23 protein-coding genes and 1 tRNA gene are annotated in these 24188 nt (G+C 74.2%); 14 read left to right on the forward strand and 10 right to left on the reverse strand.

Features of this window, described 5'->3' with window-relative positions; translation table 11 throughout:
- Positions 1–13: 13 nt before the first annotated feature.
- A complete protein-coding gene (locus ABT014_RS32125; RefSeq protein ID WP_350642987.1) occupies positions 14–478 on the forward strand; it encodes a MarR family winged helix-turn-helix transcriptional regulator in 465 nt (154 codons plus the stop codon).
- Positions 479–588: 110 nt separating this feature from the next.
- Here the strand turns inward: ABT014_RS32125 and ABT014_RS32130 are convergent, their stop codons facing one another.
- Complete coding sequence (locus ABT014_RS32130; protein WP_350642989.1) at positions 589–1170, reverse strand: TetR/AcrR family transcriptional regulator; 582 nt, start codon at positions 1168–1170, stop codon at positions 589–591.
- 84 nt (positions 1171–1254) lie between these two features.
- Between ABT014_RS32130 and ABT014_RS32135 the strand changes: the two genes are divergently transcribed.
- From ABT014_RS32135 to ABT014_RS32145, 3 genes are all read left to right on the forward strand, one after another.
- The gene (locus ABT014_RS32135; RefSeq protein WP_350642991.1) at positions 1255–2136 is read left to right on the forward strand and encodes an SDR family oxidoreductase; all 882 of its coding nucleotides are present in this window, start codon (positions 1255–1257) and stop codon (positions 2134–2136) included.
- 62 nt (positions 2137–2198) lie between these two features.
- Positions 2199–3023, forward strand: a complete 825-nt coding sequence (locus ABT014_RS32140) for a DUF4253 domain-containing protein (protein ID WP_350642993.1) — start codon at positions 2199–2201, stop codon at positions 3021–3023.
- A 59-nt stretch (positions 3024–3082) separates the two neighbouring features.
- A complete protein-coding gene (locus tag ABT014_RS32145) occupies positions 3083–3676 on the forward strand; it encodes an SMI1/KNR4 family protein (protein WP_350642995.1) in 594 nt (197 codons plus the stop codon).
- Between the two features lie 60 nt (positions 3677–3736).
- Here ABT014_RS32145 and ABT014_RS32150 read toward each other — a convergent pair whose 3' ends face one another.
- On the reverse strand, positions 3737–4348 hold the full coding sequence (locus tag ABT014_RS32150) for a TetR/AcrR family transcriptional regulator C-terminal domain-containing protein (RefSeq protein WP_350642997.1): 612 nt from the start codon (positions 4346–4348) through the stop codon (positions 3737–3739).
- Positions 4349–4445: 97 nt separating this feature from the next.
- Between ABT014_RS32150 and ABT014_RS32155 the strand changes: the two genes are divergently transcribed.
- The gene (locus ABT014_RS32155; protein ID WP_350642999.1) at positions 4446–5966 is read left to right on the forward strand and encodes an FAD-dependent monooxygenase; all 1521 of its coding nucleotides are present in this window, start codon (positions 4446–4448) and stop codon (positions 5964–5966) included.
- A 76-nt stretch (positions 5967–6042) separates the two neighbouring features.
- Here ABT014_RS32155 and ABT014_RS32160 read toward each other — a convergent pair whose 3' ends face one another.
- A complete protein-coding gene (locus ABT014_RS32160; RefSeq protein ID WP_350643001.1) occupies positions 6043–6504 on the reverse strand; it encodes a MarR family winged helix-turn-helix transcriptional regulator in 462 nt (153 codons plus the stop codon).
- Between the two features lie 179 nt (positions 6505–6683).
- Between ABT014_RS32160 and ABT014_RS32165 the strand changes: the two genes are divergently transcribed.
- The 3 genes from ABT014_RS32165 to ABT014_RS32175 all read left to right on the forward strand — a co-directional run bounded on the left by ABT014_RS32165 (position 6684) and on the right by ABT014_RS32175 (position 9623).
- On the forward strand, positions 6684–7652 hold the full coding sequence (locus ABT014_RS32165) for an alpha/beta hydrolase (protein ID WP_350643002.1): 969 nt from the start codon (positions 6684–6686) through the stop codon (positions 7650–7652).
- Between the two features lie 185 nt (positions 7653–7837).
- Positions 7838–9094, forward strand: a complete 1257-nt coding sequence (locus ABT014_RS32170; RefSeq protein WP_350643004.1) for a serine hydrolase domain-containing protein — start codon at positions 7838–7840, stop codon at positions 9092–9094.
- A gap of 112 nt (positions 9095–9206) precedes the next feature.
- Positions 9207–9623 carry a spore-associated protein A gene (locus ABT014_RS32175; protein WP_350643006.1) on the forward strand — a complete coding sequence of 139 codons (417 nt, stop codon included), beginning with the start codon at positions 9207–9209 and terminating at the stop codon, positions 9621–9623.
- 113 nt (positions 9624–9736) lie between these two features.
- Here ABT014_RS32175 and ABT014_RS32180 read toward each other — a convergent pair whose 3' ends face one another.
- Positions 9737–10054 (reverse strand): hypothetical protein, encoded by a 318-nt coding sequence (locus ABT014_RS32180; protein ID WP_350643008.1) that lies wholly within the window; start codon positions 10052–10054, stop codon positions 9737–9739.
- 324 nt (positions 10055–10378) lie between these two features.
- Between ABT014_RS32180 and ABT014_RS32185 the strand changes: the two genes are divergently transcribed.
- Positions 10379–10473: transfer RNA gene (locus tag ABT014_RS32185), tRNA-Arg, on the forward strand.
- A gap of 51 nt (positions 10474–10524) precedes the next feature.
- Here the strand turns inward: ABT014_RS32185 and ABT014_RS32190 are convergent.
- Both ABT014_RS32190 and ABT014_RS32195 read right to left on the reverse strand, forming a co-directional pair.
- Positions 10525–11544 (reverse strand): YihY/virulence factor BrkB family protein, encoded by a 1020-nt coding sequence (locus tag ABT014_RS32190; protein WP_350643010.1) that lies wholly within the window; start codon positions 11542–11544, stop codon positions 10525–10527.
- Positions 11545–11642: 98 nt separating this feature from the next.
- Positions 11643–13757 (reverse strand): MMPL family transporter, encoded by a 2115-nt coding sequence (locus tag ABT014_RS32195; RefSeq protein ID WP_350643012.1) that lies wholly within the window; start codon positions 13755–13757, stop codon positions 11643–11645.
- A gap of 63 nt (positions 13758–13820) precedes the next feature.
- Here ABT014_RS32195 and ABT014_RS32200 point away from each other — a divergent pair, with 63 nt between their 5' ends.
- Positions 13821–14366, forward strand: a complete 546-nt coding sequence (locus ABT014_RS32200) for a MarR family winged helix-turn-helix transcriptional regulator (protein ID WP_350643014.1) — start codon at positions 13821–13823, stop codon at positions 14364–14366.
- A 21-nt stretch (positions 14367–14387) separates the two neighbouring features.
- Here the strand turns inward: ABT014_RS32200 and ABT014_RS32205 are convergent, their stop codons facing one another.
- Positions 14388–14555 carry a hypothetical protein gene (locus ABT014_RS32205; protein WP_350643015.1) on the reverse strand — a complete coding sequence of 56 codons (168 nt, stop codon included), beginning with the start codon at positions 14553–14555 and terminating at the stop codon, positions 14388–14390.
- 206 nt (positions 14556–14761) lie between these two features.
- The gene (locus tag ABT014_RS32210; protein WP_350643017.1) at positions 14762–15403 is read right to left on the reverse strand and encodes a carbonic anhydrase; all 642 of its coding nucleotides are present in this window, start codon (positions 15401–15403) and stop codon (positions 14762–14764) included.
- Between the two features lie 623 nt (positions 15404–16026).
- Here ABT014_RS32210 and ABT014_RS32215 point away from each other — a divergent pair.
- Complete coding sequence (locus ABT014_RS32215; protein ID WP_350643019.1) at positions 16027–17232, forward strand: GH12 family glycosyl hydrolase domain-containing protein; 1206 nt, start codon at positions 16027–16029, stop codon at positions 17230–17232.
- A 92-nt stretch (positions 17233–17324) separates the two neighbouring features.
- Positions 17325–19268: a glycoside hydrolase family 3 protein gene (locus ABT014_RS32220; RefSeq protein ID WP_502895138.1), complete on the forward strand. Its 1944-nt coding sequence runs from the start codon at positions 17325–17327 to the stop codon at positions 19266–19268.
- Positions 19269–20018: 750 nt separating this feature from the next.
- Here ABT014_RS32220 and ABT014_RS32225 read toward each other — a convergent pair.
- Complete coding sequence (locus tag ABT014_RS32225; RefSeq protein WP_350643021.1) at positions 20019–20759, reverse strand: dienelactone hydrolase family protein; 741 nt, start codon at positions 20757–20759, stop codon at positions 20019–20021.
- Positions 20760–21269: 510 nt separating this feature from the next.
- Here ABT014_RS32225 and ABT014_RS32230 point away from each other — a divergent pair.
- Complete coding sequence (locus ABT014_RS32230; protein ID WP_350643023.1) at positions 21270–21941, forward strand: DUF4232 domain-containing protein; 672 nt, start codon at positions 21270–21272, stop codon at positions 21939–21941.
- Between the two features lie 52 nt (positions 21942–21993).
- Here ABT014_RS32230 and ABT014_RS32235 read toward each other — a convergent pair whose 3' ends face one another.
- A complete protein-coding gene (locus tag ABT014_RS32235) occupies positions 21994–23112 on the reverse strand; it encodes a serine hydrolase domain-containing protein (RefSeq protein ID WP_350643025.1) in 1119 nt (372 codons plus the stop codon).
- A 144-nt stretch (positions 23113–23256) separates the two neighbouring features.
- Here ABT014_RS32235 and ABT014_RS32240 point away from each other — a divergent pair, with 144 nt between their 5' ends.
- Complete coding sequence (locus ABT014_RS32240; protein WP_350643027.1) at positions 23257–24165, forward strand: AraC family transcriptional regulator; 909 nt, start codon at positions 23257–23259, stop codon at positions 24163–24165.
- The last annotated feature ends 23 nt before the right edge of the window (positions 24166–24188 follow it).

Here is a 24188-nt window from a genome sequence, read left to right on the forward strand (position 1 = left end):
TTAATCTGGAGCGGTGACGACGAACCCGACCGGACGCGACATCGCCGACGCCCTGGCCCTGCTGCTGCGGCGCAGCACCCGCGCCCGCCTCCACACCCACCTCGCCGCAGGGCTGGGGGAGGCGGTCGACGGCCTCACCTATCCACTGATCAGCGGCCTCGACCGGACCGGCCCGTGCAGCGCGGCCCGGCTCGGCCCCGAGATCGGCCTCGACCGCACCACCGTGACCCGGCGGGCCGACCGCCTGGAGCGCGCCGGCCTGCTGGAACGCCGCCCCGACCCCGATGACGCGCGCGCCACCCTGCTGGCCCTCACCGACCGGGGGCATCTCGCCGTGGCCGCCGCGCGGCAGCGGCTGGCCGCCGCCATCGAGGACTCGCTCGCCTCCTGGCCGCCTGCCGACGCCCGCGACTTCGCGCGCCACCTGCGCAGGTTCGCCGCCGAGGGACCGTTCGCCGACGGACCCGGTCGGCCCTGATCGGCCCTGATCGGCCGTCGGCGGACGGTGGGGGCGCGGCCCTGGTGCCGAACCGGGTTGCCCAACTCCCTCCCCGGCGGAACCTGGTGAGTCCTCCCGCGACCGCCGCGCTACCGCAGGCTCGCGACCGCCGCGCGGAGTTCGTCGAAGGCCGCCCGGGTATGGGTCGCCAGCTCACCCGGATCCTCGTCGTGGGCCGGGTCCGCCCAGCGGGTGTAGCCGAGCTTGAAGGCGAGCACGCCGAGTTCGGCCGCCACCTGCGCGGTGGGGGCCGCGACCTCCCGCCGTCCCAGGGCCTCGGCCATCGCCGCGGCCATGCCGACGCTCTTCATCGCCTCGCGGCTGCGCAGCTCGTCGTTGGCCTCGATCGCCGCGCGCAGCAGCGGGCCCAGCGACCGGTTGAAGGAGGTCATCTCGCCCGAGGCGCGCTCCAGCCCGGCCGCGACCGCGTCCAGCGGGCTCGCCCCGGCCGGTGCCTCATCGATGCCCTCGGCGAGCAGGCGGCTCAGGGCGGTCTGCCCGGCGGTGAGGATCTCCCGCTTGTCCGCGAAGTGGCGGAAGAACGTGCTCCGGGTGAGCTCGGCGCGTTCGGCGATCTGAGCCACCGTCGTCTCGTCGTAGCCCTGCTCGGCGAACAGGGCGAGCGCGGCCACGACCAGGCGCTCGCGGGCGTCGGGCTTCCATCTCGGCATACCGCCATCCTAAGCGATGCGACAGATGTCGCATCACGGCGTACAGTGATGGGACACCTGTCGCATCACGCTCGGGAGCTTGCCATGCGCGTCTTCATCACCGGCGGAACGGGCCTCGTCGGCTCGGCCGTCGTCGCCGAACTCCTCTCCGCAGGCCACACGGTCACCGCCCTCGCCCGCTCCGACGCCTCCGCCGCCGCGGCGAAGGCCGCCGGCGCCGAGGTGCTCCGCGGCGCCCTCACCGACCTCGCGGTGCTGCGGGCCGGCGCGGAGCAGGCGGACGGCGTCATCCACCTCGCCTTCAGCAACGACTTCAGCTCGGCCGAGGCGCTCGCCCGCGGCATCGGCGAGGAGGCCGCCGCGCTGGCGACCCTGGGCGACGCCTTGGTCGGCACCGGCCGGCCGCTCGTCACCGTCTCGGGCACCCCGTACGTGCCCGGGCGCGTCTCCACCGAGGACGACCCGCTGCCGCTCGACGGGCCGGTCGGCGGACGCAGCCGGTCCGTGAACCGGGTGCTGGAGCTTGCCGACCAAGGCGTCCGCAGCTCGGCGGTCCGCCTGCCGCGCACGGTCCATGACCAGGGCCGGGGCGGGTTCGCCGGGCTGCTCACCGAGATCGCCCGCGGCACCGGCGTGGCCGGCTACCCCGGGGACGGCAGCCAGCGCTGGCCCGCCGTGCACGCGCGCGACGCCGCCGTGCTCTTCCGGCTGGCCCTGGAGCAGGCGCCGGGCGGCAGCGTCTGGCAGGCCGTCGGCGACGAGGGGGACGCCGTCCGCGACATCGCCGCGGTCATCGGCCGCCGCCTCGGGCTCCCCGCCGAATCGGTGCCGCAGGAGAGCTTCGGCCCGCTCGGCCCGATCTTCGCGATCGACCAGCCCGCCTCCGCCGCACGCACCCGCGCCGCCCTCGGCTGGCAGCCCACGCACCCCGGCCTGCTCGCCGACCTGGAGAACATCGAAGCGTGAGCCGCGCCAGGGGCCGGGCCGGCGCCGTCCGCACTGTCGGACCCGGCCCCTAGGGTGCCGGCATGACCAGTCCCGTGGACCTCACCCGCGCCCTCGCCGCCGTACCCGTCGCCCTGCCGCCCGGGCGCCTGGTCGGCGGCGACGACGGGCACCACGGCGGCGGCGGGGCGCCGGTGCTCTGGATCAGCGAGGCCCCCGCCCCCGCCGGGCTGTGGGCCCGGCTGCACCGCGCACACGCAGCGACGGGCCTGTGGCCGCTGCTGCTCGGAGCACTGGACGACGGGCCCGACGTCCGCCCGTGGCTCTCCGGCGAGCTGGACCCGGGGTACGCCTCGGACCCCGACCTGTACGACCCGGCGGCCCTGCTGCGCACCTGGTGGACCGGCGGCGGCGACAGCGAGGTGGAGTACGGGGACGAGCCCGAACTCGCCGCCGCCCTGGCCCCGTTCGGCCTCGGCCGGCCCGGACCGGCCCCCGCCGTCCGGGTGCCCGAGGGGGCGGCCGACCGCGCGGCCCGGGATCTGGCCGACGTCCTGGAGTCCGTCGGCGCCGGCCGCCGCCTCGGCCTGGTGCCGGCGGGCAGCGGCGCCGAGGCACTGGCGGTGTGCGGGTGGAGCGGCCCGGTGAACCACGAGGGGGACACCGGGAAGATCGCCGCCGTGCTCGCCGACTGGGAACGCCGCTTCGGTGCCCAGGTGGTCGACGTGGGCTTCGACACCCTGGGGTTGAGCGTCCCGCTGCCACCCACCACGGTCACCGAGGCCCTCCCGGTGGCCGCCGAGCACACCGCGCTCTGCCCGGACCTGGTGTTCCAGGGCGCCGGCACCCTCGTCGCCTACGCCGAGCAGCTGGTGGGCTCGCCCCGGTGGTCGTTCTGGTGGGACTGACGGAAGAGCGGCCCACCCGGCCGGTCCGGACCCCGGCCCGACCGGGCGGACTGCCCGGCATGACCACAGCTGATCATGACGTACCGACCTCGTGGGGCCGCATCGCCACCTGGCTGCTCACCCACACCCGGCCGCCCGTGGAGCCGGTCAGGCCGGCCGCCGACCGCGCGCGTCTGGCAGCCTTCGAGGAGCACCTCGGGCTGCTGCTGCCGCCGGATCTGACGGCGTGGTGGCTGCTGCCGGGTGTCGCCCAGGGCCACTGGATCCTGGACGAGTTCGCCGCGGTCGCACTGGACGAGGCGCTGGAGACGCACGCGATCTGGCTGCTGGTCGCCGAGCAGGAGGTCGAGCCGGTCGACACCCGCTACCTGCCCGCGTACATGCCGATCGGGCTGAGCCCGGGCGGCGACGGGCTGATCGTCGACCTGCGGCCCGGTGGCACCCACGGCGCGGTGCTGCGCCGGGACCACGAGACGTGCTCCCTGGAGGTGCCGCTCTGGCCCTCCGTCGCCGCCATGCTGGACGACCTCGCGAACGCGCTGGAGACGGGCGCGCCGGCCCTTCGGCACCACGCGGCCCTCGGCGGCAGCACGCCGCCCCACGCCGCCGCGATCGACGACAATCGCGGGCTCACCTGGCACCCGGCCGGCTGACGACCAGGGCTGCCTGGCCGGGCCCGGCCAGGACCCGGCTTGGGCATCGCCCGGGCCGCATCAGCTCCCCGCGAGGATGGTGGCCAGGCCGAACTCGAAGCGCTCGTCGAACGATTCGGGTGTCAGGTGCGGGGCCGTCGCGTGGAGCGCCGGGTGGGTCGCCGGGGAGATCGTGGCGGCGAGGACCTCGCTCCACGGGTGGTCGCCGGCGGCCTGCTCCTCCTGGACCAGGCCGAGCGTGAAGTAGCTGATCGTCCACGCCGTCCAGGCCGCCTCACGGGCGGCCGAACCGCGCGCGAGCAGTGCCTCGACCAGGAGTTCGGCGAACCGCAGGGTGTGCGGTTCGGCCGGGTAGGTGCCGACGACCAGGGCCGCGCCGTCGCGGTGCGCGAGCAGCGCGCGCCGGCACCGGCGGGCGAGTTCGCGGGCCCGTTCCTCGGGGTCGGGGGGCAGGTCGGTGAGCGGGATCTCGCCGAACACGGCGTCCGCCATGAGCTCCACCATCCGGCCCCTGCTCTTCACGTGCCACTGCACGGTGCTCATGCGCACGCCGAGCCGGTCGGCGACCGCCCGGGTGGACACCGCCTCCAGGCCCTTGTCGTCCAGTAGTTCCAACGCTGCGCGGGTCACTGCGGCCGGATCGAGCCGGTCGCCGCTTTGCCTCTTGGTCACCGACCGAGTTTACTGTGTCCACGCTTCTCGGTCAGTGACCGAGAAGTGGTGCTCGGGCCTGCCGCCCGGGCGTCGGCCCACGGAGAAGGTGGATCCCATGGAAGAGCAGCAGGTCGTCATCGCCGGAGGCGGACCGGTCGGCCTCTGGCTGGCGGCGGAACTCCGGCTGAACGGCGTCGGCGTCACCGTCCTCGAACAGCGCACCGAGGTCGACCAGCGCTCCAAGGCGCTCACCGTGCACCCGCGCACCGTCGAGGTACTGGCCTCGCGCGGCGTGCACCGGAGGTTCCTGGCGGAGTCGCTGAGGATTCCCACCGGTCACTTCGCCAACCTCCCCACCCGGCTGGACTTCTCGGTCCTGGACACCCCGCACCCGTACACCCTCTTCCTCCCGCAGGCCCGCACCGAGGAGCTGTTCGAGGAGTACGCCCTCGGCCTCGGCGCCACCGTCCGGCGCGGTCACCGGGTCACCGGGATCACCGAACAGCAGGACGGGGTCGTCGTGCGGGTCGAGGGGCCGACGGGCCCGTACGCCATCCGGGCCGGCCACCTCGCGGGCTGCGACGGCATCCGCAGCACCGTGCGCGAGGCCGCCGGGATCGGCTTCCCCGGCACGCCCTCGACCTACCTCGGCTGGCTCGGCGACGTCCGCCTGCGCGAGGTGCCGCCGCCCGGCTTCAGCCGCTTCGGCGAGCACGGCGGGCTGATGATCGTGCCGCTGCCGGACGGCCGCTGGCGGATCGTCGGCACCAGCCCCGACAGCGCGACCACCGCATGGCCCGGCGACCTCACGCTGGAGGAGCTGCGGCACAAGACCGTGGCCATCGCCGGGGACGACTTCGGCCTGCACGACCCGTCCTGGCTCTCCCGGTTCGGCAACGCCACGCGGCTGGCCGAGCGCTACCGCAGCGGCCGCGTCCTCCTTGCGGGCGACGCGGCCCACCAGCACTACCCGGCCGGCGGGGTCGGCATGAACGTGGGCATCCAGGACGCCTTCAACCTCGGCTGGAAGCTCGCCGCCACCGTCAACGGCTGGGCGGGCCCCGGGCTGCTGGACAGCTACCACACGGACCGTCACCCGGTCGGCCGGCAGCTGATGGAGCACAGCCGCGCCCAGACCCACCTGTTCCACGCCTTCACCCCCGAAGGCCTCGCCCTGCGCGCCCTGCTCGACCGCGTGCTGCTCGGCTCCTCCGAGGCCGGCGAGGTGCTGGCCGGCCGCCTCAGCGCGCTCGACGTCACCTACCCGGCCGGCGATCCCACCGCCCACCCGCTCACCGGCAGCCGCGCCCCCGGAACCACCTTCGCCGGCACCGACCTGTTCGGCCTGCTGCGCGCCGACGCCTACCTCCTGCTCGACCTCACCGCGCACCGCGCGCTGGCCGGCCGCGCGCAGCGCCACGTCGGCGTGCACCACGGCAGCCTCGACGTGCCGCGCACCGGCTGGCACGAGGTCCGCGCCGCGCTGGTCCGCCCCGACGGCCACCTCGCCACGGCATGGAACGAACCGGACGACACCGAGCTGGCCGCCGCCGTGGACGCCACGCTCACCACCACCCTCGGCGGCCGGACCCACCCATCAGGTACGCCGACCGCCGTACCGCTGCCCCGAGGCTGAGCCCGCCGGCCACCGCCTCCGCCGCCGCGGCGTCCGGGTCCACCTGCTCGACCGGCGCCCGCCGTTCGGTGCGGTGCTACTCGGGCGCGGAGACGTTGGTGGACAGCAGTCGGAGCAGGGTGCGGGCCTGGTCGAACTGGGAGGGGGTCAGGCCCATGGCGGAACCCATCGCGGCCGGGATGCCGCGGGCCCGGGTGTGCAGGTCGCGGCCCTGGTCGGTGAGGGTGACCAGGACGGTGCGCTCGTCGTCGGGGCGGCGCTCGCGGCGGACCAGGCCGGCGCCCTCCAGGCGCTTGATCAGCGGGGTGAGCGTCCCGTAGTCGAGGTGCAGCGCGGCGCCGATGTCCTTGATCGCGACGGTGTCGTCCTGCCACAGCACCAGCAGCACCAGGTACTGCGGGTAGGTCAGCCCGAGCGGTTCCAGAAACGGCCGGTAGCGGGCGGTCACCGCGCGCGAGGCGGCGTACAGGGCGAAGCAGAGCTGGTCGTCCACGAGTGGGGAGAACTCCTGCTCGGGGGCGCTCGCCTGGGCGTTCATCGGTTCGTACTCCTGGTGTCGCGGGCACCCGCGACGATCCGGATCCGCGCGGGTGCGCTCCCGAGCCTAGACCACCGATGGGGCGAGTTCAACGTCCACGATTACCTTGCGCACAATGTAATCGTGTCATAGTCTTCTGGCCGTGGGCATCGGGCCCACCCTGGAGTGAGGAGACCGTCATGTCCGACCACACCCCCGCAACCCCGGTGCTGGAGCCCGCCGCCGCGGAGTTCGCCGAGGCCACCTCGCAGCCGCCGTTCCTGTTCGAGCTCGCGCCGGCCGAAGGCCGCAAGCTGGTGGACGAGGTGCAGTCCGGCGAGATCGACAAGCCGACGGTGGACGAGGAGTGGGTGACCGTCGAGGGCGGTCCGACCGGCAGCGTGCGGGCGCGGATCGTGCGGCCCGCCGGCGCCACCGGAGTGCTCCCGGTGATCGTGTACATCCACGGCGCGGGCTGGGTGTTCGGCAACGCGCACACCCACGACCGGCTGGTGCGCGAACTGGCCGTCGGCGCCGGCGCCGCCGTGGTCTTCCCCGAGTACGACCTCTCCCCGGAACACCGCTACCCCGTCGCGATCGAGCAGAACTACACCGTCGCCCGGTGGATCGTCACCCACGGCGCCGACCACGCACTGGACGCCACCCGGATCGCCGTGGCCGGCGACTCGGTCGGCGGCAACATGACCGCCGCCCTCACCCTGATGGCCAAGGAGCGGGGCGACCTCCCGCTCGTCCAGCAGGTCCTGTTCTACCCCGTCACCGACGCCGCCTTCGACACCCCGTCCTACCGGCAGTTCGCCACCGGCTACTTCCTGCGGCGCGACGGCATGCAGTGGTTCTGGGACCAGTACACCACCGACCCCGCCGAGCGGGCCCAGGTCACCGCCTCCCCGCTGCGCGCCACCACCGAGCAGCTCACCGGCCTGCCGCCCGCCCTGGTCATCACCGCCGAGGCGGACGTGCTGCGCGACGAGGGCGAGGCCTACGCCGACAAGCTGCGCGCCGCCGGCGTGCCGGTGACCGCCACCCGCTACCAGGGCATCATCCACGACTTCGTGATGCTCGACGCGCTGCGCGGGACCGACGCCGCCGCGGCCGCCATCGCCCAGGCCACCACCGTCCTGCGTGCGGCGCTCCACGCGGGCTGACACCAGCACCCTCCGGGCCGGGGGAGCGCCGCCCGGCCCGGACGGCGCGACCCTGAGGCCCTGTCATGGACGGCTCCGGGTCGGTTCGGGGACGATCCCCGATGGCCGCTCGCGCACGGACCGGCAGGCTGGGTGCCGCGGCCGGAGAGACCGGCCGCGGGCACCGAACCGGGGGAACCTCAGGTATGAACTCCAAGCGCAATCGCACCCGTTGGTCGACGATCGCCGCCACCGGCGCGCTGCTGGTGGCGCTCACGGCGGGGGTCGCCACGCCGGCCCTGGCGAGCGGGTCCGGCGGTACCGGCGCGGTGGCCGCCGCGGCCGGCGGGTCGGCGGCGCGGGCCGGGCTGCCGCCGCTGGACCGCGCGGCGATCCGGCAGGCGGTGCCCGCACTGCCGAACGCCGATCTGACGGGCGCGCTGCTGCGGGTGACGGGCAGCGCCGGTCGCTACAGCACGAGTTGGGGCCAAGGGGACCTGGCGACCGGACGCCCGGTCGACGTCGACGGGCGGTTCCGGATCGGCAGCATCTCGAAGGTCTTCACGGCCACGGTGGTGCTCCAACTGGCCGCCGAGCACCGGGTCGACCTGGACACGCCGGTGCAGCACTACCTGCCGGGCGTGCTGCCGGCCGGGCTGGCGCCGGTGACGGTGGGGCAGCTGCTGAACCACACCAGCGGCCTGCCGAACGGCACCGGCGACGGCTGGGGCGACGGCTCCAACGCCTGGTTCGTCGAGCACCGGTTCCGGAGCATGACACCGCGCCAGGTGGTCGACTCGATGGCGGGCCAGGCGATGAGCTTCGAGCCGGGCACCGCGCAGGAGTACAACGGCATGAACACCTTCGTGGCCGGCCTGCTGATCGAGCAGGTCACCGGGCACAGGTACGCGCAGGAGGTGCGCAACCGGATCACCCGCCCGCTCGGCCTGCGGGACACCGATGTGCCGGCGGCGGACGATCCGTACCTCGCCCACCCGGCCGCCCGGGCCTACCTGAGCGTGCCGGACGGGAACGGCGGCACCCGGAGGGTGGACGTCACCGAGCAGAGCCCGTTCCCGTGGGCGGAGGGCGGCCTGATCTCCAGCGCGCCCGACCTGGACCACTTCGTGACGGCGCTGTTCGGTGGCCGGCTGCTGCCCGCCGCGCAGCAGAAGCTCCTGTTCACCGTGCCGGACGTGCCCAACCGCAGCAGCAGCCACTGCGCGGCCGGCCCGGTGCCGGGGCGGGCGTGCATGAGCATGGGGCTGGAGCACACCGTGCTCAACGGCGTGGACCTGTGGGGCAAGACCGGCACCCGCCCCGGGTACACCAGCGGGGTGTTCGCGACCCGCGACCTCGCCCGGACGATCGTCTACTCGTTCAACCCCACCGACGTCGGCGGTGCGGACATGCGGTACGTGCTGGCGCTGGCCGACGCCGTCCTCCCGCCGGCCACGCGCTGAGGCCCTCGCGCTCCGGGCGATATGCGGCCGATACGGTCGCCGCCTACGCTCTCGAACTTCCGTGCGGGCAGTGGCCCGTGCGGGCCGAGACGAGAGTGGAGCACGGTACCGGATGCACCAGCGAAGCAAGCGATCCGTCGCCCGGGCCGGGGTGTTGGCCCTGGCGATCGGTGGCACCGTGATGGCCGTACCGGCGAGCGCGCAGGCGGCGTCGTACAACGGGGCCTGCGGTTCGGGGTACAGCACGATCGACCACCGGGACCTGAACTCCGGCGGCACGGTCTACCTGACCTACAACCGCTCCAACGGCAACAACTGCGTGGTGACGGTCCGCAACAACCCGGGCCCCGCACTGCTGATGCTCGCCGGCCTGAAGAAGGCCGGCGCCTCCACCTGGGCGGACCTGGACGAGAAGTACTACACCAGCTACGCCGGCCCGGTGTACCTGCACGCGCCGAACTCCTGCATCGACTGGGAGGGCGGCATCGGGGAGAACGTCAGCGGCGGCTTCGACTCCCACTGCGGCTGATCCCCCGGCCCGGGCCTCGCGATCACGGGCGGTGCGCCCCGCGAGGCCCGGGCGCCGCGCTCGCGGGCCACGGCCCGCGCGCTGCGTCTGCGGGCCACGGCCCGGGCGGGGGGCTACGGGAGGATCGGGCCGATCGAGTACGAGGCCGAGTACGCCTGGCTGTTGCCGCACCAGGCCGTGGCCGTGCGGTCGCCGAGCTGCAGGCCGCTGGAGACGGTGATGCCGGACATGCACTTCGCGCTGACCGACCAAGCCCGGCGGGGTTCGAGGCCGGAACAGACCCCCACGCCGAACGGCCCGGACGTGTAGGCCACGCACTGGCCCGAGGTCGGGGCGGAGGGTGCGCCCTGGGCCTGGGCGACGGTCGGGACGGTGAGGGCTGCGGTACCGGCCAGCAGCGGGGTGATCAACAGGGCGGCGGTGCGACGCATCGGTGGTGGTCCTTCCGTGGCAGGGGCGGTGGCGGTTGCCGGATGTGCGAGTGGCGGGTGGATCCTGCGGGGAACCTGTGACTGCTGTCAACCATCGAGGCGCGGGAGTGGGCGAATACGAGCCACCGGAGGCGATGCCGGACGGCCGCGCCGGGACAGGCCGGTGCCCCCGCTGCGGCACCCGGGTGCGGGTCGCGGCCCACCGCGAGCAGCGGGGCCGCTGAGCGCGGTGCGCCGCCGCGCCGGCGTCAGCCGGGGGTCAGCGCCCGGTCAGGCGGTCGGGACATCCTGATGGCACGCCAGGGGTCCGGTGGCCCCTGGTAGGGAGAGGTGCCCGGAGCGGTTCATCGGGTGCCTGGCCGGCGACGGCCGAGCAGGGTCCCTCGGGGCCCGCGCAGGTTCGAATCCTGCCCTCTCCGCCCACCCGGCCGCAGGGTTCGGGCCGACCTCCCCCCGACCGTCCGCCGCCGTCACGGGCGGCGGTTCCCGCCGTCGTCCGGCCGGTGCGGTGGGTCCCGCTGCCCGGTGGGGGCCGGACGATCCGTGAAGGTCACCTCGACGTGCTGCTCGGGGCGGCGCTCCTCCTGCCGGGCGACCGCCGTCAGGACCTCCTCGTCAGGACCGGTCAGCGGTGGTTGCAGCAGGCTGCGCGGCCACAGCCGCCGGTGCAGCACCACGTTGGTCTCGGCCGCGTACAGGGTGATCTGCGCGGCCAGGTACAGCCAGGAGAGCAGGCCGATCACGGTCGCGAAGAATCCGTACACCGCGGTGGCGTGGCGCAACTGGTGGGTGACCAGGACGGCGCCGAACGCCTGCAGCAGGGTGAACAGCGGTCCGGCGAGCGCGCAACCCGGTAGCAGGGCGCGGACGGGCACGCCGGCGGGGGTGAGGATGCGCAGGCAGGCGAGGCACAGCGCGGAGTTGAGCACGGCCGAGAGCACCAGCGCGCCGGTGCGCGCGGGTAGGCCGGTCAGGGTGGTGCCGATCAGGGCGGCCGCGGCGGTGGCCAGCAGCAGGCCGGTGGCGAGGGTGGTGAACAGCAGGGCGCTGCGGGCCAGGCGGGGCCAGTAGCCGGGGCGGTCGGTGTTGCGGACGTTCCAGATCTCGGCCATGGCGTGCTGGAGGACCTGGGCGATCCCGAGTGCACCGTAGACCAGGCCGACCAGGCCGACGACCAGCGCGATCCCGCTGCCCTGGACCGAGTGGACGTTCTGGCGCAGCTGATCGCCGATGATCGGGAAGTCGGCGAGCGCGGAGTCCACCACGGCCCGCTGCGCGCCGGGGTGCCCGTGCAGCACGAAGCCGAGGACGGTGGAGAGCAGGAGCAGCAGCGGGATCAGTGCGACGAAGCCGTAGTAGGTGATCAGCGCGGCGAGCAGACCGCCGCGGTCGTCGCCGTACTTCCTCACCACACCGATCACGACGGCCGGTGGGGTGTGGCGCTGCTGGGCGCGGTCGATGCCGCGCACCGCGCGTTCGACGGGGTTCATGCCACGCCTCCTGCTCGGGGCGCGGGGCCGGGACGGTGGACAGCTCCGCGCCGTGCGTGTGCCCGTTCGGTGCCCGGTCTACCGTCCCGGCCTCTCCTTCAGCGGCCGGTGCCGGTGCCCTCGGGCCGCCCGGGCCACCAGAAGCGGTGGCCGGTGAGCAGGACGAGCGCCGGCACCAGGACCGTCCGCACCAGCAGGGTGTCCAGCAGCACGCCGATGCCGACGATGACGCCGATCTGGGTGAGCGTGATCAGCGGCAGCACGCCGAGGACGGCGAAGACGGCGGCCAGCAGGATGCCCGCACTGGTGATGACCCCGCCGGTGGAGGCCAGGGCGCGCAGTACGGCGCGGCGGGTGTCGTGCCCGGCGAGGGTGTCCTCGCGGGTGCGGGCGATCAGGAAGATGTTGTAGTCGACGCCGAGGGCGACCAGGAACAGGAAGGACAGCAGCGGGACGTTGCTGTCCAGCGCCGGGAAGTCGTAGACGGTGCGGAAGACGACCCGGGCGGCGCCGAGGGCGGCGAAGTAGGAGGCGATGACGGTGGCGACCAGCAGGACGGGCGCGAGCAGCGCGCGCAGCAGCGCCACGAGGACGAGCAGCACGATGGCGAGGACGAGCGGGACCACGACCCGGGTGTCGTGCGCGTTGGCGCGGGCGGTGTCGTACTCCTGTGCGGTGGCGCCGCCGACCAGGGCGTCCGCGCCGGGGACGGAACCGACCCGGTCGCGCAGTGCCCGGATGGTTCGGTCGGACTCCGCGGTGCCGGGCGCGGCGGTGAGGACGACGTCGGCGCGCGCGTAGCGCTCGGTGCGGTCGGTGGGGGTCACCGAGGCGACACCGGGTACCTGGCCGGCCGCCCCGGCGACCTGGTCGCCGGTGGTCGCGGTGGACAGCAGGGTCAGCGGGTCGGCGGCCCCGGCGGGTTGGACGGCGGCGAGGGTGCGCTGGCCGAGCACGGCCTCGGGCGTGGTGCGGAAGGAGTCGGCCCTGGCCAGTCCGGTGCGCAGCCCGAGCGCCCCGGAGGCGAGGAGCAGCAGGACGGCGGCGCCGGCGAGGGCCACCTGGGCGGGTCGGGCGGCGACCGCGGTGCCGATCCGGGCCCACAGGCCGCGCCGGTCGGCGGTGACCGGGTCGCCGACCCGGGGGACGAGCGGCCAGAACAGCCACCGTCCGGGGAGGACGAGCGCCGCGGGCAGGACGAGGAGGCCGAAGGCCATGGCGGTGAGGATGCCGACCGCGCCGGCGAAGCCGAGCCCGCGGTTGCCGGTCAGCTCGGCGGCCAGCAGGGTGAGCAGGCTCAGTACGACGGTGGTGCCGCTGGCCAGGACGGCGGGTGCGGTCCCGCGCCAGGCACGGGCCATGGCGGTGAACCGGTCGTCCGTCAGGTGCAGTTCGTCGCGGTAGCGGGAGACCAGCAGCAGTGCGTAGTCGGTGCCGGCGCCGAAGACCAGCACGGAGAGGATGCCGGCGGCCGAGGCGTCGACCTGGACGCCGGCATGGGGGGCGAGCACCCCGACCAGGACGGCCGCGAGCCGGTCGCCGGCGCCCACGACCAGGAGCGGGACGAGCCACAGGATCGGGCTGCGGTAGGTGATCAGCAGGAGCAGTGCGACCACCGAGGCGGTGGCGAGCAGCAGGTTCGTGTCCGCGCGCTGGAAGACCTTGCCGATGTCGGCGCGGACGGCGGGTGCACCGGTGACCTGCGCGCGCAGCGGCTCGGGCAGCCCGTCCGAGGCGGTCCGGCGGATCCGGTCGACGGCGGCGCTGTTGTCGGAGTCCCCGGCGCCGGTGGGCAGCAGGACGGCGACGGTGGCGACCGTGCCCCGCAGGCTCTCGGGCCGCGCGGCGCCGGGCGCGATGCCCAGCGCGCCGAGCGGTACCGCGCGTGCGGCGACGACGGCTTGCTGATCGGGGGTGAGCGCGCTGCCGTCGCGATTGCTGAAGACGACGATCGCGGGCGCCACCGCGCCGGACGGGAAGCTCTTCACGAGCTCGGCGACCCGCGCGGACTGCGAGGCGGCCGGCAGCCCCGTCCCGGTGGCCTCGGTGGTGGTGGCACCGGACGGGCCGAAGGAGAACGCCGCACCCAGGCCGACCAGGGTGAGGAGCAGGACCAGCCACGCCGTCGCCCGCGACCGCCCGGGTCGGGCGGCCCGGGCGGCGGCGGAGGGGGGTGCTGAGCGCGGCAGGCTGCCGGTGGGATTCGAGGTCACGGGGACACACGCTCTCATATCGTTAAGTAACTTAGCGAGTGTCACCGTGTCAGACTTGGCCTCATGGCGCAACAACATGGATCGGGTACGGGCCGCGGGTCGGACCCCGGCGGCGGCCCGCCCGCCGCCGCGGTGCCCGGGGGCGACACGTTGTCGCAGGCGCTGCGCGAGGTCCTCACGCTCACCCAGCTCAGCCGGGCCGCGCTGGCGGAGCGCCTGGGCATGCCGCTGACCAACGTCGAGGCGGTCGAGCACGTCGTCATGGCGAAGCGGGCCGGCGATCCGATCGGGCCGGTCGAGCTCTCCCGGCGGCTGGGGGTCACCAGCGCCGCCGGCACCCAGTCGGTGAATCGGCTCGTGGCCGAGGGGCACATGGTCCGGGAGCCGCACCCGCGCGACGGCCGCCGCCAGGTCCTCGACGTCACCGCCGGCGGGTACCAGCACGTCATGGGCGAACTCGCCCCCCTGCTCGGCCTGCTGTTCGGTGCCGCCGACGGGCTGGGCGAGGAGGACCGCGCCGGTGCGCTGCGCTACCTGGAGGCGGTGGCGTCCGCCTGTCGCGCCTACCTCGCCCGCGCCGACGCCGCGGGCCGGGACCGCCGGGGGTGACGCGCAGGCGGGCGCCGGAGGTCAGCGGGTCGGTCCGCGCCCGCCCCGGCGGAACCTGGCCGCGCTGAGGAGCACGGCGAGCAGGAACACCACGATCCCGATGGCGAGCAGGTACAGCAAGCCGTGGACGACGGCCCCGACCAGGCCCAGCACGATCGCCACGATGACCAGCAGCAGGATCCACGCCATGACGACTCCTCCTTGTCGACGATCCGGGTCGCTCCACGGTGCGAGGTCCACCGGCCGGGCAACCGGCATGACCCGCGCCTTCCCGGGAAGCCGTCGCCCACACGGCCGACCCGGCCGGGACCCGGCGAGCGCTCCGGCCGGGACTCGGTGAGCGCTCCGGTCGGGACTCGGTGAGCGCCTCGTCCCGACCGCCCGGATCACCGGAGTCAGGCTGCCGCGGGTGCGGCCTTCCGCAGGCCCCGGGCCGTCACCAGCTGGGCGGTGCCGTCGGTGAGGCGGTAGGAGAGGCCGACGACCGCGGTGCGGCCCAGCTCGACGGCGTCGGCGAGGGTCCGCGAGCGGTCCAGGAGCAGGTCGACGGTGTGCTCTATGTGCGTGTGGATGAAGTCGCTGTCCTCGGTGTGACCGGCCGCACGGGCGGCGAGCACGCTCGGGGTGACCCGCTCGATGACGTCCCGCACGTAGCCGGTGGCGGTGGTGCCGTCCTCGACGGCGGCGCGGGTGGCGGCGACGGCGCCGCAGGAGTCGTGCCCGAGGACGACCACCAGGGGGCTGCCGAGCACGCTCACCCCGTACTCGATGCTGCCCAGCACCTCCGGGCCCATCACGTGGCCGGCGGTGCGCACCACGAACAGGTCGCCCAGCCCCTGGTCGAAGATGATCTCGGCGGCCAGCCGGGAGTCCGAACAGCCGAAGAGCACCGCGAACGGGCTCTGCGACGGGGCGGTGGCGGCGCGGCGTGCGGCGTCCTGGTTCGGGTGCTGGGGCGCGCCGGCGGTGAACCGCTGGTTACCGGCCAGCAGCATGGCGAAGGCTTCATCGGGGGTCGGCAGCACTGTGTCGGTCATGGTCGCAGGCTACGGCCAGCCCGACCGCGCCGCGCAGCCGGGCCCGGCTCACCGCGTGTCCGGCCGGATCCGCAGCGGGCGGCCCCGGGGGCCATGCCATCACGTTGACTGTTGAATTGACATGTCCTGCGCCGAGCGAGCTGTCCATGCCCCCTGCCGGGCCGCTCCGTGCGGCCGTCCGCCGACCGCCGTCCGCCGGGTCGATCCGCACGCCCCGCCGATGTGCTGGCCGGAGCCGTTCCCGGGTGGCGCCCAGGGGGCCGGCATCTCGGGTCGCCCGTTCCGTTCCTGAACGAACTCCGATCGGCCGAATGGGTTTCCCCTCGTCAGGGACATGCCGCATAGCGTTCAAAAAGTGAACCGATGCACGCTCCTTGACAGCCCGTCAGCCCCGCTGGCTTCATGAGTCGCAGTACGGGTGCGCCGTACGGTTCGCCCTTCCCGCACCGGATCCCACCCGGCCGGCGCCGACGGATCCGACCTGCCCGCGTGCCCCCGGTCGCCTCCGGAAGGCGCAGATCGCTGCACAGTCCCCTGCGGGAGCGCTCCCACGCTGCCGCTCGGCCCGCCCCCACCGCATCCCGGGTGCGCCTGCCGCCCACCCGGCGATCGAAAGGACCCCCATGCCCGGATCCCGTTCCAGGCCGGCCCCCGGCGCCGCCGCACTCGCCGCGGTCGCGGCCGTCGTCGCCGCGCTCCTGATGGCCTCCTTGTCCCTGGTCGGCGCCTCGCCGGCGTTCGCGAGCACCACCCTCTGCGGCCGGACCGACAGCGTGCAGGTCGCGGGCGGAAAGTACGTCGTCCAGAACAACGAGTGGGGCGACTCGATCGAGCAGTGCATCGACGTGACCGACCAGGGCTTCAAGGTCACCAAGGGCAGGCACAACGTCTCCACCGGCGGCGCGCCCGCGGCGTACCCCTCGATCTACGCCGGGTGCCACTACGGCAACTGCTCCACCGGCAACGGCCTGCCCCTGCAGGTGTCGGCCTTCGGCAATCCGCGGACCAGCGTCGACTTCTCGACCGCCGACGGGCAGTGGGACGCCGCGTACGACCTGTGGTTCGACACCGGCGCCCACCCGTCGGGCCAGAACAACGGCGAGGAGATGATGATCTGGGCCAACCACTCCGGGCCGCCCTCACCGTTCGGCTCCAAGGTCGCCACCGTCCGGATCGAGGGCGCCGACTGGGACGTCTGGTACGGCCGTCAGAACAACGGCGTCGCCTGGAACACCGTCTCCTACGTCCGTCAGCAGCCCACCAACGCGATCACGGTGAACATCAGGGACTTCACCGACGACTCGATCGGGCGGGGTTACCTGTCGCCCGCGTGGTACATGACCAGCGTGCAGTTCGGCTTCGAGCCCTGGGTCGGGGGCCCCGGCCTGGCCGTGAACTCCTTCTCGTACGAGGCCAACGGCTCCGACGGCGGCGGCGGTACGCCCGGCACGGTCGCCGGCCGGCAGAGCGGCCGCTGCCTGGACCTCAAGGACTGGGGCACCGCCGACGGGACCCCGGTCCAGCTGTGGGACTGCGGCGCCGGCTGGAACCAGCAGTGGACCAGGACCGGCGGCACCCTGGTGAACCCGCAGTCGGGCAAGTGCCTCGACGTGGCCGGCGGCTCCACGGCCAACGGTGCCAAGGTCCAGCTCTGGTCGTGCAACGGCACCGGAGCCCAGCAGTGGCGGTTCGACGCGAACGGCACCGTCGTCAACCCCGCCTCGGCGAAGTGCCTGGACGCCGGTGGCTCCGGCAACGGCGCCCTGCTGCAGATCTGGGACTGCTACGGCGGCGGCACCCAGGACAACCAGGTCTGGACATCGAGGTAGCCCGCCCGTCCGGGGCGCCCCGCGGCGCCGACGACGTCGCGGGGCACCCGGCGACCCCCGCCCCACCGCCACCCCACCCGAGGAGTACCGACGTGAGGCACCACCACCTTCCCGCCCGCCGCGCCGCCGGCGTGCTGCTGGCCGCGGCCACCCTGATCGCCACGGCGGTCCCGACCTCCTCGGCCCTGGCCGCACCCGGCCCCGGTCCGGCGGCCGCCCCGGCCGAGCGCACGCCGCCGTACCTCAACGCCGTGCTGCCGACCCAGCAGCGGGTCCGCGACCTGCTCGGCCGGATGACCACGGCGGAGAAGATCGGCCAGATGACCCAGGCCGAGCGCGGCTCCGTCGACGCCGACCCCGCCCGGATCGCCGCCCTCGGCCTCGGCTCGCTGCTGTCGGGCGGCGGCTCCACCCCGACCCCCAACACCCCCACCGCCTGGGCCGACATGGTCGACGGCTACCAGCGGCAGGCGCTCACCACCCGCCTGCACATCCCGCTGCTGTACGGCATCGACTCCGTGCACGGGGACGGCAACCTCGTCGGCGCGACGATCTTCCCCCACAACATCGGCATGGGCGCCACCCGCGACCCGCAGCTCGTCGCCGAGGAGGAGCACGTCACCGCCACCGAGACCCGCGCCACCGGCCCGCAGTGGGTCTTCGCACCGTGCGTGTGCGTGGCCAGGGACGAGCGCTGGGGGCGGGCGTACGAGAGCTTCGGCGAAGACCCGCGCCTGGTGCAGGAGATGACGACCGCCGTCGACGGCTTCCAGGGCACCCGGACCACCGACCTGGCCCGACCCGACCGGGTGCTCGCCACCGTCAAGCACTTCGCGGGCGACGGCGACACCACCTACGGCACCTCCACCACGGGCGACTACACCATCGACCGCGGCGTCACCGTCACCAGCCACCGGCGCTTCGAGGCGGTCGACCTCGCGCCGTACGTCACGGCCGTCCAGCAGCACCACGTCGGCAGCATCATGCCGTCCTACTCGTCCGTGCAGTGGACCGACGTGCCGGGCAGCGCCCCGGTCAAGATGAGCGCCAGCAAGGAACTGCTCACCGACGTGCTGAAGCAGAAGATCGGCTTCGACGGGTTCCTGATCAGCGACTGGGACGCCATCACCGAACTGCCCGGCGACTTCGCCACCCAGGTCCGCACCTCGGTCAACGCCGGTATGGACATGTTCATGCAGCCGTACGACGCGCCGCAGTTCGAGCAGGCCCTCGCGGCCGAGGTCCAGGCCGGCCGGGTGCCGATGTCCCGGATCGACGACGCGGTGTCCCGCATCCTCCGGGCGAAGTTCCGACTCGGCCTGTTCGAGCACCCGTTCACGGACCGCAGCAACATCGGCAGCATCGGCTCGGCCGAGCACCGGGCGGTCGCCCGCCGCGCGGTCGCCGAATCCCAGGTCCTCCTGAAGAACGACCGGCACGCCCTGCCGCTGCGGCCCTCCCAGCGGATCTACGTCGCCGGCGTCAACGCCGACGACCTCGGCAACCAGGCCGGCGGGTGGACGGTGACCTGGCAGGGGCAGTCCGGCAACACCGCCTTCCCCGGCACCACCATCCTGCAGGGCATCCGCCGGGTCGCCGGCAACGTCGACTACAGCGCCGACGCCAGCGCGCCCACCGCCGGCCACGACGTGGGCATCGTGGTCGTCGGCGAGACCCCGTACGCGGAAGGGATCGGCGACGTCGGCGTCGGCGGCCACACCCTGGAACTCTCCGCCACCGACCGGGCGAACATCGACCGGGTCTGCTCCGCGATCACCACCTGCGTCGTCCTCGACGTCGCGGGCCGCCCCCAGATCATCACCGGTCAACTGGCCCAGGCCGACGCCTTCGTGATGTCCTGGCTTCCGGGCAGCGAAGGCGACGGGGTCGCCGACGTGCTGTTCGGCAAGCGCCCCTTCACCGGGAAACTCCCCGTCACCTGGCCGCGCAGCGAGGCCCAGGAGCCGATCAACATCGGCGACGCGCAGTACGACCCGCTGTTCCCGTACGGCTTCGGCCTGACCACCAAGCGCTGACCACCGAGCGGCGGGGCCGAGGCCTCGCAGGCCCCGCCGCCCGGTGGCGTCCGGACCTACCGCCGGGCGAACGGCGCACGAGCCAACTGCGGCAGCCTTGTGGGAGGATGCCGGCCATGACCTGCATCCGAAGGGCCCGTGCCGCGTAGAACACCGGCCTCACTCCGGTCGCGCGCACGCGGCCGGGGCCGACCCTGGATCAGGTACCGCGACGTCCCAGGTCTGTCGGGAGCGGCGAACGCCGCCGTCCGGGTACTCGAGCGGGAGCGATGGTCCCCGGGCATCGTGGCCGTGGCGCTGAGCGTCTGGTCCGCGCGCGTCCACGGCACCGAACGCCGGTGGAGGCAGTGGGAGGCCGAGCACACCTGCCCCTGCTGCGGCGGGGGCTGGGCCCGGGACACACTGCAGGACGCTCTGTCCACGCTTCCGCCGAGAGCCGCCGCCGAACTCCGGGCGCAGGTGGAGCACCTGGACGCGGTGCTCCTCCGGCGAACACATCACGAACCGACGGCCGCCCCGGAGCTGGCCTGGTGGCATCGCAGGTGCTGACCGTACGGAAGTCGCCGCTCGGAACCGATTGGCGTCCGGCCCGGCTCGTACGCACCCTGACCGGTGTGCTGCTGGGCGGACGACCCGGTGCAACTCCGCGAGCAGACCCACCCGCCCGGCGGGACGGGCCCCTACCGGGGGGCAGGGGCCCACGGCGCCGCGGGCGGAGGAGCGCCGTGCCCTCCGCCCGCGGGCCAGGTGCTACTTCAGGTGCCGGGTGAAGAACTGCGCCGCCACGTCGCCCGCGAACTGCGGGACGCCGCGGTGCCCGCCCATGTTGGCGTGCAGTGACTTCTCCTTGGAGCCGAACGCGTCGAACAGTTCCAGGGAGGCCTGCCGGTCGTTGCCCTCGTCGTCCCACTGCAGCAGGACGTGCAGCGGGACGGTGACCCCGCGCGCCTCCTCGACGATGGCGCGCGGCACGAAGCTCCCCGCGAACAGGGCGGCCGCCACGATGCGCGGATCGACCGCCGCCAGCCGGACGCCGATGGAGATCACCCCGCCCGAGTACCCGACGGGGCCGCCGATCTCCGGCAGCGACAGCAGCGCGTCCATCGCGGCCTGCCACTCCGGGACCGACTTCTCGACGAGCGGGAGGACGAGCGCGTCGATGATCTCCTCGCTCACCGGCTCGCCGGCCGTCATCACCCGCCGGAGCTCGGCGCGGGCCTGATCCAGGACGGGCCAACGCGGCCGGTCACCGCTGCCGGGGAGTTCGATGGTGGCCGAGGCGAAGCCGTCCGCGGCGGCCTGCCGGGCCCGCCCCGCCAGCCGGGGGTACATGGTGCCCAGTCCGAGCGCGGGGTGGCCGAGCAGGATCAGCGGCACCGGTGCGGACGCGGAGGCGGACGCCGGCGTCCACAGGATGCCGGGGATGTCGCCGAGGGTGAATGCGCGCTCGACGACGCCGTCGTCGAGACGCTGCTCAGAAGTGAAGTGCATGGTCGTGCCTTTCGGGAGTGCACGTGGAACGGCGCTCCCGGACGACCTATCGCCCGACCGTGACCCCGGAGGGGAGCACCCATGTCGATACTGCGTTCACGGGTACCACCTCCTCGTTCTCTCGCACGGCCTCCGGAAAGGTAGCAGCGCCCGGCCCCGTCCGCCAACCGGATTTCCGCACACGGTCCGCGGCCGCCCGGAAGGGTCCGTGAGGTGTCGTCAACTCCGCCGGCACAGAAGACCCGTGCGCCAGGTAACAGCTCTGTCCCGGTGATCGCGAGCGCGTCGGCCGCGCGCCGGGGGCGCCGCGATCCGGGCCACGCCTGGTCGGCGGGGGAGTGCGGGCCGGGTCGGTCGGCCGGCTGCGCGAGGTGTTTCCGGCCGTACATGTCACAGGCTTGTCCTGGGACCGACCCGCGCGGAACGGTTCGACGTGGCCGGTGGTCCTCCTCCTCGGAAACCCGCTCGCACCGAGCATCAGGCACCGTCACCCACCCCGGAGGAAACACCGTGCGCGTCAGCAAGCTCACCTTCGCCGCCCTGGCCGCCGTCGCCGCCCTCTCGCTCACCGCCTGCCAGGACGACGACTCCGGCACCGCCCAGGGCGCCGCGACCGCCGCCCCGACGACGGGCACCGGCACCGTCCCCGGCAGCGCCCCGGCCTCGGGCACCCCGGCGACGAGCGGATCGGCTTCGAGCGGACCGGGGAAGGCCACCCCGCCGTCCACCGCCGCACCGGCCGCCTCCACCGGGGGCGGGAAGAGCGCCAAGTGCCGCACCACGGACCTGACCGTCACCGCCGCTGATCGCACCATCACCGGCGACGCCGACCGCACCGTCGTGGTCGAGCTGAAGAACCACAGCTCCGCCGACTGCACGCTGGCCGGGTACGCGGGCGTCGACCTGAAGACCTCCGCGGGCACGCTGTCCGCGCAGCGCTCCGGCGAGCCGGTCGTGGCGGGCGTCGTGAAGGCCGGTAAGTCGACGTACTTCGGGATCAGCTACCCGGCCAACACCTCGGGCGGCTCCGGCGTCCGGATCACCGGCCTGGTGGTGACCCCGCCGGACGAGACCCACCCGATCACCCTGCCCTGGCCGGGCGCCGGCTCGCTGCCCGTCACGGACGGCGCCGGCTCCCCGGTGAAGATCGGCCCGGTGGGGAGCGCCGGCCAGGGCGAGTGACCCCCTGCGCGCCCGCGCATCGCCCTTGTCGGCCGGAGCGCCCCTCGCCGCGCTATCCGAGCAGGCCCGCGTAGGCGGCCATGACGATCTCCATGCCGCGGTTGTCCTCGTGGTGGTCCCGGTCGATCATCCGGTTCATCACGTAGGCCACCGTCATGCGCGCATCAGGGTCGCTCACCACCAGCGAGCCGCCCCAGCCGCCCCAGCCGAACGTGGTGCCGAACTTTCCGAATCCCGTCGTCCAGCACATCGGCGTCCCCAGCACGCGGTCCTCACCCCGGAACACCTCCTCCCACGCGGGCTCGCACCCCTTGGGGGAGAGCAGCCGCACACCGCCCGCCGACCCCCGGTTCGCCAGCACCGACTGCACCAGGGCGACCGAGCGGGCGTTGCCGAAGCCGTTCACGGCGGGGAGCTGCGCGCGGCGCCAGGCCGGGGAGTTGGCGTCCTTGACGCGGATCGCGGGACCGGTGTGCTCCCGGCGGGTGCCGTCCGGTCCCGGCGGCGCGTCGGCGGTGTACTCGTCGGTCAGCGACGGCGGCGGGACGAGCGGTGCGACGCGGTGGTCGTGCTCGGCGGCGAGGCCGAGGTGGAAGTCCGCCCCCAGCGGTCCCGCCACCTCCTCGGCGAAGAACCGGCCGAGGCTGCGGCCGGTGACGCGGCGGACGATCTCCCCCACAAGGAAGCCGAAGGTGAGCGCGTGGTAGCCGGCGGCCGTTCCCGGCTCCCACACGGGGGCCTGCGCGGCCAGCCCCGCCACCACGCCCTCCCGGTCGTACAGCTCCTCCACCGTCGTCGGCCCGGGAAGATCCGGCAGGCCGGCGGTGTGCGAGAGCACGTGCCGCACCAGCACGCCCTCCTTCCCGGCGGCGGCGAACTCGGGCCAGTAGGCGGCGACCGGGGCGGCGAGATCGAGATCTCCCCGGTCGGCCAGGATCAGCGCGCACAGGGCGGTCATGGTCTTGGACACCGAGTTCACGCCGGTGAGGGTGTCCCGCTCCCAGCCGACCGAGCGGTCCGCGTCGACGTACCCGCCCCAGAGGTCGACCACCGGTTCGCCGTCGAGGCGGACGGCCACCGAGGCGCCGACGTCGTCCTGGCCGAGCAGCGCCGCGAGGGCTTCCCGGACCGCCTCGAACCGCGGCTCGCAAACTCCTTCAACATCAGTCATGGTGTAAGCCTCGGGGAGCGCGGAGGCCTCGGACCCGACACTTCCCGCACCGGTTCGGTCGGGTCGGGCACGATCGGATCCTCTCGACTTCAGGGTGGCGGCCCGGCAGTCGGCCGGCCCGGGACGAGGGAAGGACGGACAGGCGTGCTGGAGCGGCTGAACCAGGCGCTGGACCACCTGGAGGACTGCCTCGACCGGGAGGTCGACCTGGCCGAGGTGGCCCGGATCGCCGCGGTGTCGGAGTACCACTTCCGACGGCTGTTCTCCGCGCTCGCCGGGATGCCGCTCCCGGTCTACCTGCGGCGGCGGCGGATGACGCTCGCCGGGGCCGAGGTGCTGGCCGGCGAGCTGACGCTGCTCGACATCGCGGTGCGGTACGGGTACGGCTCGGGCGAGGCGTTCGCCCGGGCGTTCCGGTCGGTGCACGGCATCGGACCGGGCGAGGCCCGCCGTACGGGGGCGGTGCTCACGGCGCAGCCGCGGATGTCCTTCCGCGTGGTCGTCGAAGGCCGGACGGCCATGCGGTACCGGATCGTGGAGAAGGAGCCGTTCCGGATCGTCGGCAGGAAGGCCCGGCTCCCGCTCGTGCACGAGGGACCGAACGAGGGCGCCGAGGCGCACCTGGCCGGCCTCGACCAGCAGGCGATCGCCCGGATGAAGGAGCTGGCCGGGCAGGAGCCGACGGGGATCCTGTCGGCGGTGGTGTACCTGACCGACAGCCGGGAGGAGGGCGCCGAGGCGGACTACTGGATCGGCGCGGTGACCGGCCCCGGCGCGACCGCCGAAGGGCTCGACACCCTCGACGTGCCGGCCGGCACCTGGGCGGTCTTCGACAACCGCGGTCCCTATCCGAGCGCCCTCCAGGAGCTGTGGCGCGACGTGTTCACGCAGTGGTTCCCTTCGAACCCGTACACCAGCCGGACCGGCCCGGAGCTGCTGCGGACACGGCCGGTGGAGGTCGGAGCCGAGACCGACTCCCAGCTGTGGATCCCGGTCGAGCGAGCCGGCGGGGCACCGGCGCGGGCACATCGGCACCGGGCCCCGCGGTCCTGACCCCGGCGCCGAGCCGCCGAGCC

The organism is Kitasatospora sp. NPDC094015 (genome assembly GCF_040304075.1).
Classification (GTDB): domain Bacteria; phylum Actinomycetota; class Actinomycetes; order Streptomycetales; family Streptomycetaceae; genus Kitasatospora.

Bases quoted from the DNA above. Each gene is read 5' to 3' on its own strand.
- ABT014_RS32170 (WP_350643004.1), top strand. From the start codon at position 7,838: ATGAACTCCAAGCGCAATCGCACCCGTTGGTCGACGATCGCCGCCACC.
- ABT014_RS32225 (WP_350643021.1), bottom strand. From the start codon at position 20,759: ATGCACTTCACTTCTGAGCAGCGTCTCGACGACGGCGTCGTCGAGCGC.
- ABT014_RS32165 (WP_350643002.1), top strand. From the start codon at position 6,684: ATGTCCGACCACACCCCCGCAACCCCGGTGCTGGAGCCCGCCGCCGCG.
- ABT014_RS32205 (WP_350643015.1), bottom strand. From the start codon at position 14,555: ATGGCGTGGATCCTGCTGCTGGTCATCGTGGCGATCGTGCTGGGCCTG.
- ABT014_RS32215 (WP_350643019.1), top strand. From the start codon at position 16,027: ATGCCCGGATCCCGTTCCAGGCCGGCCCCCGGCGCCGCCGCACTCGCC.
- ABT014_RS32200 (WP_350643014.1), top strand. From the start codon at position 13,821: ATGGCGCAACAACATGGATCGGGTACGGGCCGCGGGTCGGACCCCGGC.
- ABT014_RS32135 (WP_350642991.1), top strand. From the start codon at position 1,255: ATGCGCGTCTTCATCACCGGCGGAACGGGCCTCGTCGGCTCGGCCGTC.
- ABT014_RS32130 (WP_350642989.1), bottom strand. From the start codon at position 1,170: ATGCCGAGATGGAAGCCCGACGCCCGCGAGCGCCTGGTCGTGGCCGCG.
- ABT014_RS32190 (WP_350643010.1), bottom strand. From the start codon at position 11,544: ATGAACCCCGTCGAACGCGCGGTGCGCGGCATCGACCGCGCCCAGCAG.
- ABT014_RS32235 (WP_350643025.1), bottom strand. From the start codon at position 23,112: ATGACTGATGTTGAAGGAGTTTGCGAGCCGCGGTTCGAGGCGGTCCGG.
- ABT014_RS32160 (WP_350643001.1), bottom strand. From the start codon at position 6,504: ATGAACGCCCAGGCGAGCGCCCCCGAGCAGGAGTTCTCCCCACTCGTG.
- ABT014_RS32180 (WP_350643008.1), bottom strand. From the start codon at position 10,054: ATGCGTCGCACCGCCGCCCTGTTGATCACCCCGCTGCTGGCCGGTACC.
- ABT014_RS32175 (WP_350643006.1), top strand. From the start codon at position 9,207: ATGCACCAGCGAAGCAAGCGATCCGTCGCCCGGGCCGGGGTGTTGGCC.
- ABT014_RS32155 (WP_350642999.1), top strand. From the start codon at position 4,446: ATGGAAGAGCAGCAGGTCGTCATCGCCGGAGGCGGACCGGTCGGCCTC.
- ABT014_RS32140 (WP_350642993.1), top strand. From the start codon at position 2,199: ATGACCAGTCCCGTGGACCTCACCCGCGCCCTCGCCGCCGTACCCGTC.
- ABT014_RS32210 (WP_350643017.1), bottom strand. From the start codon at position 15,403: ATGACCGACACAGTGCTGCCGACCCCCGATGAAGCCTTCGCCATGCTG.
- ABT014_RS32145 (WP_350642995.1), top strand. From the start codon at position 3,083: ATGACCACAGCTGATCATGACGTACCGACCTCGTGGGGCCGCATCGCC.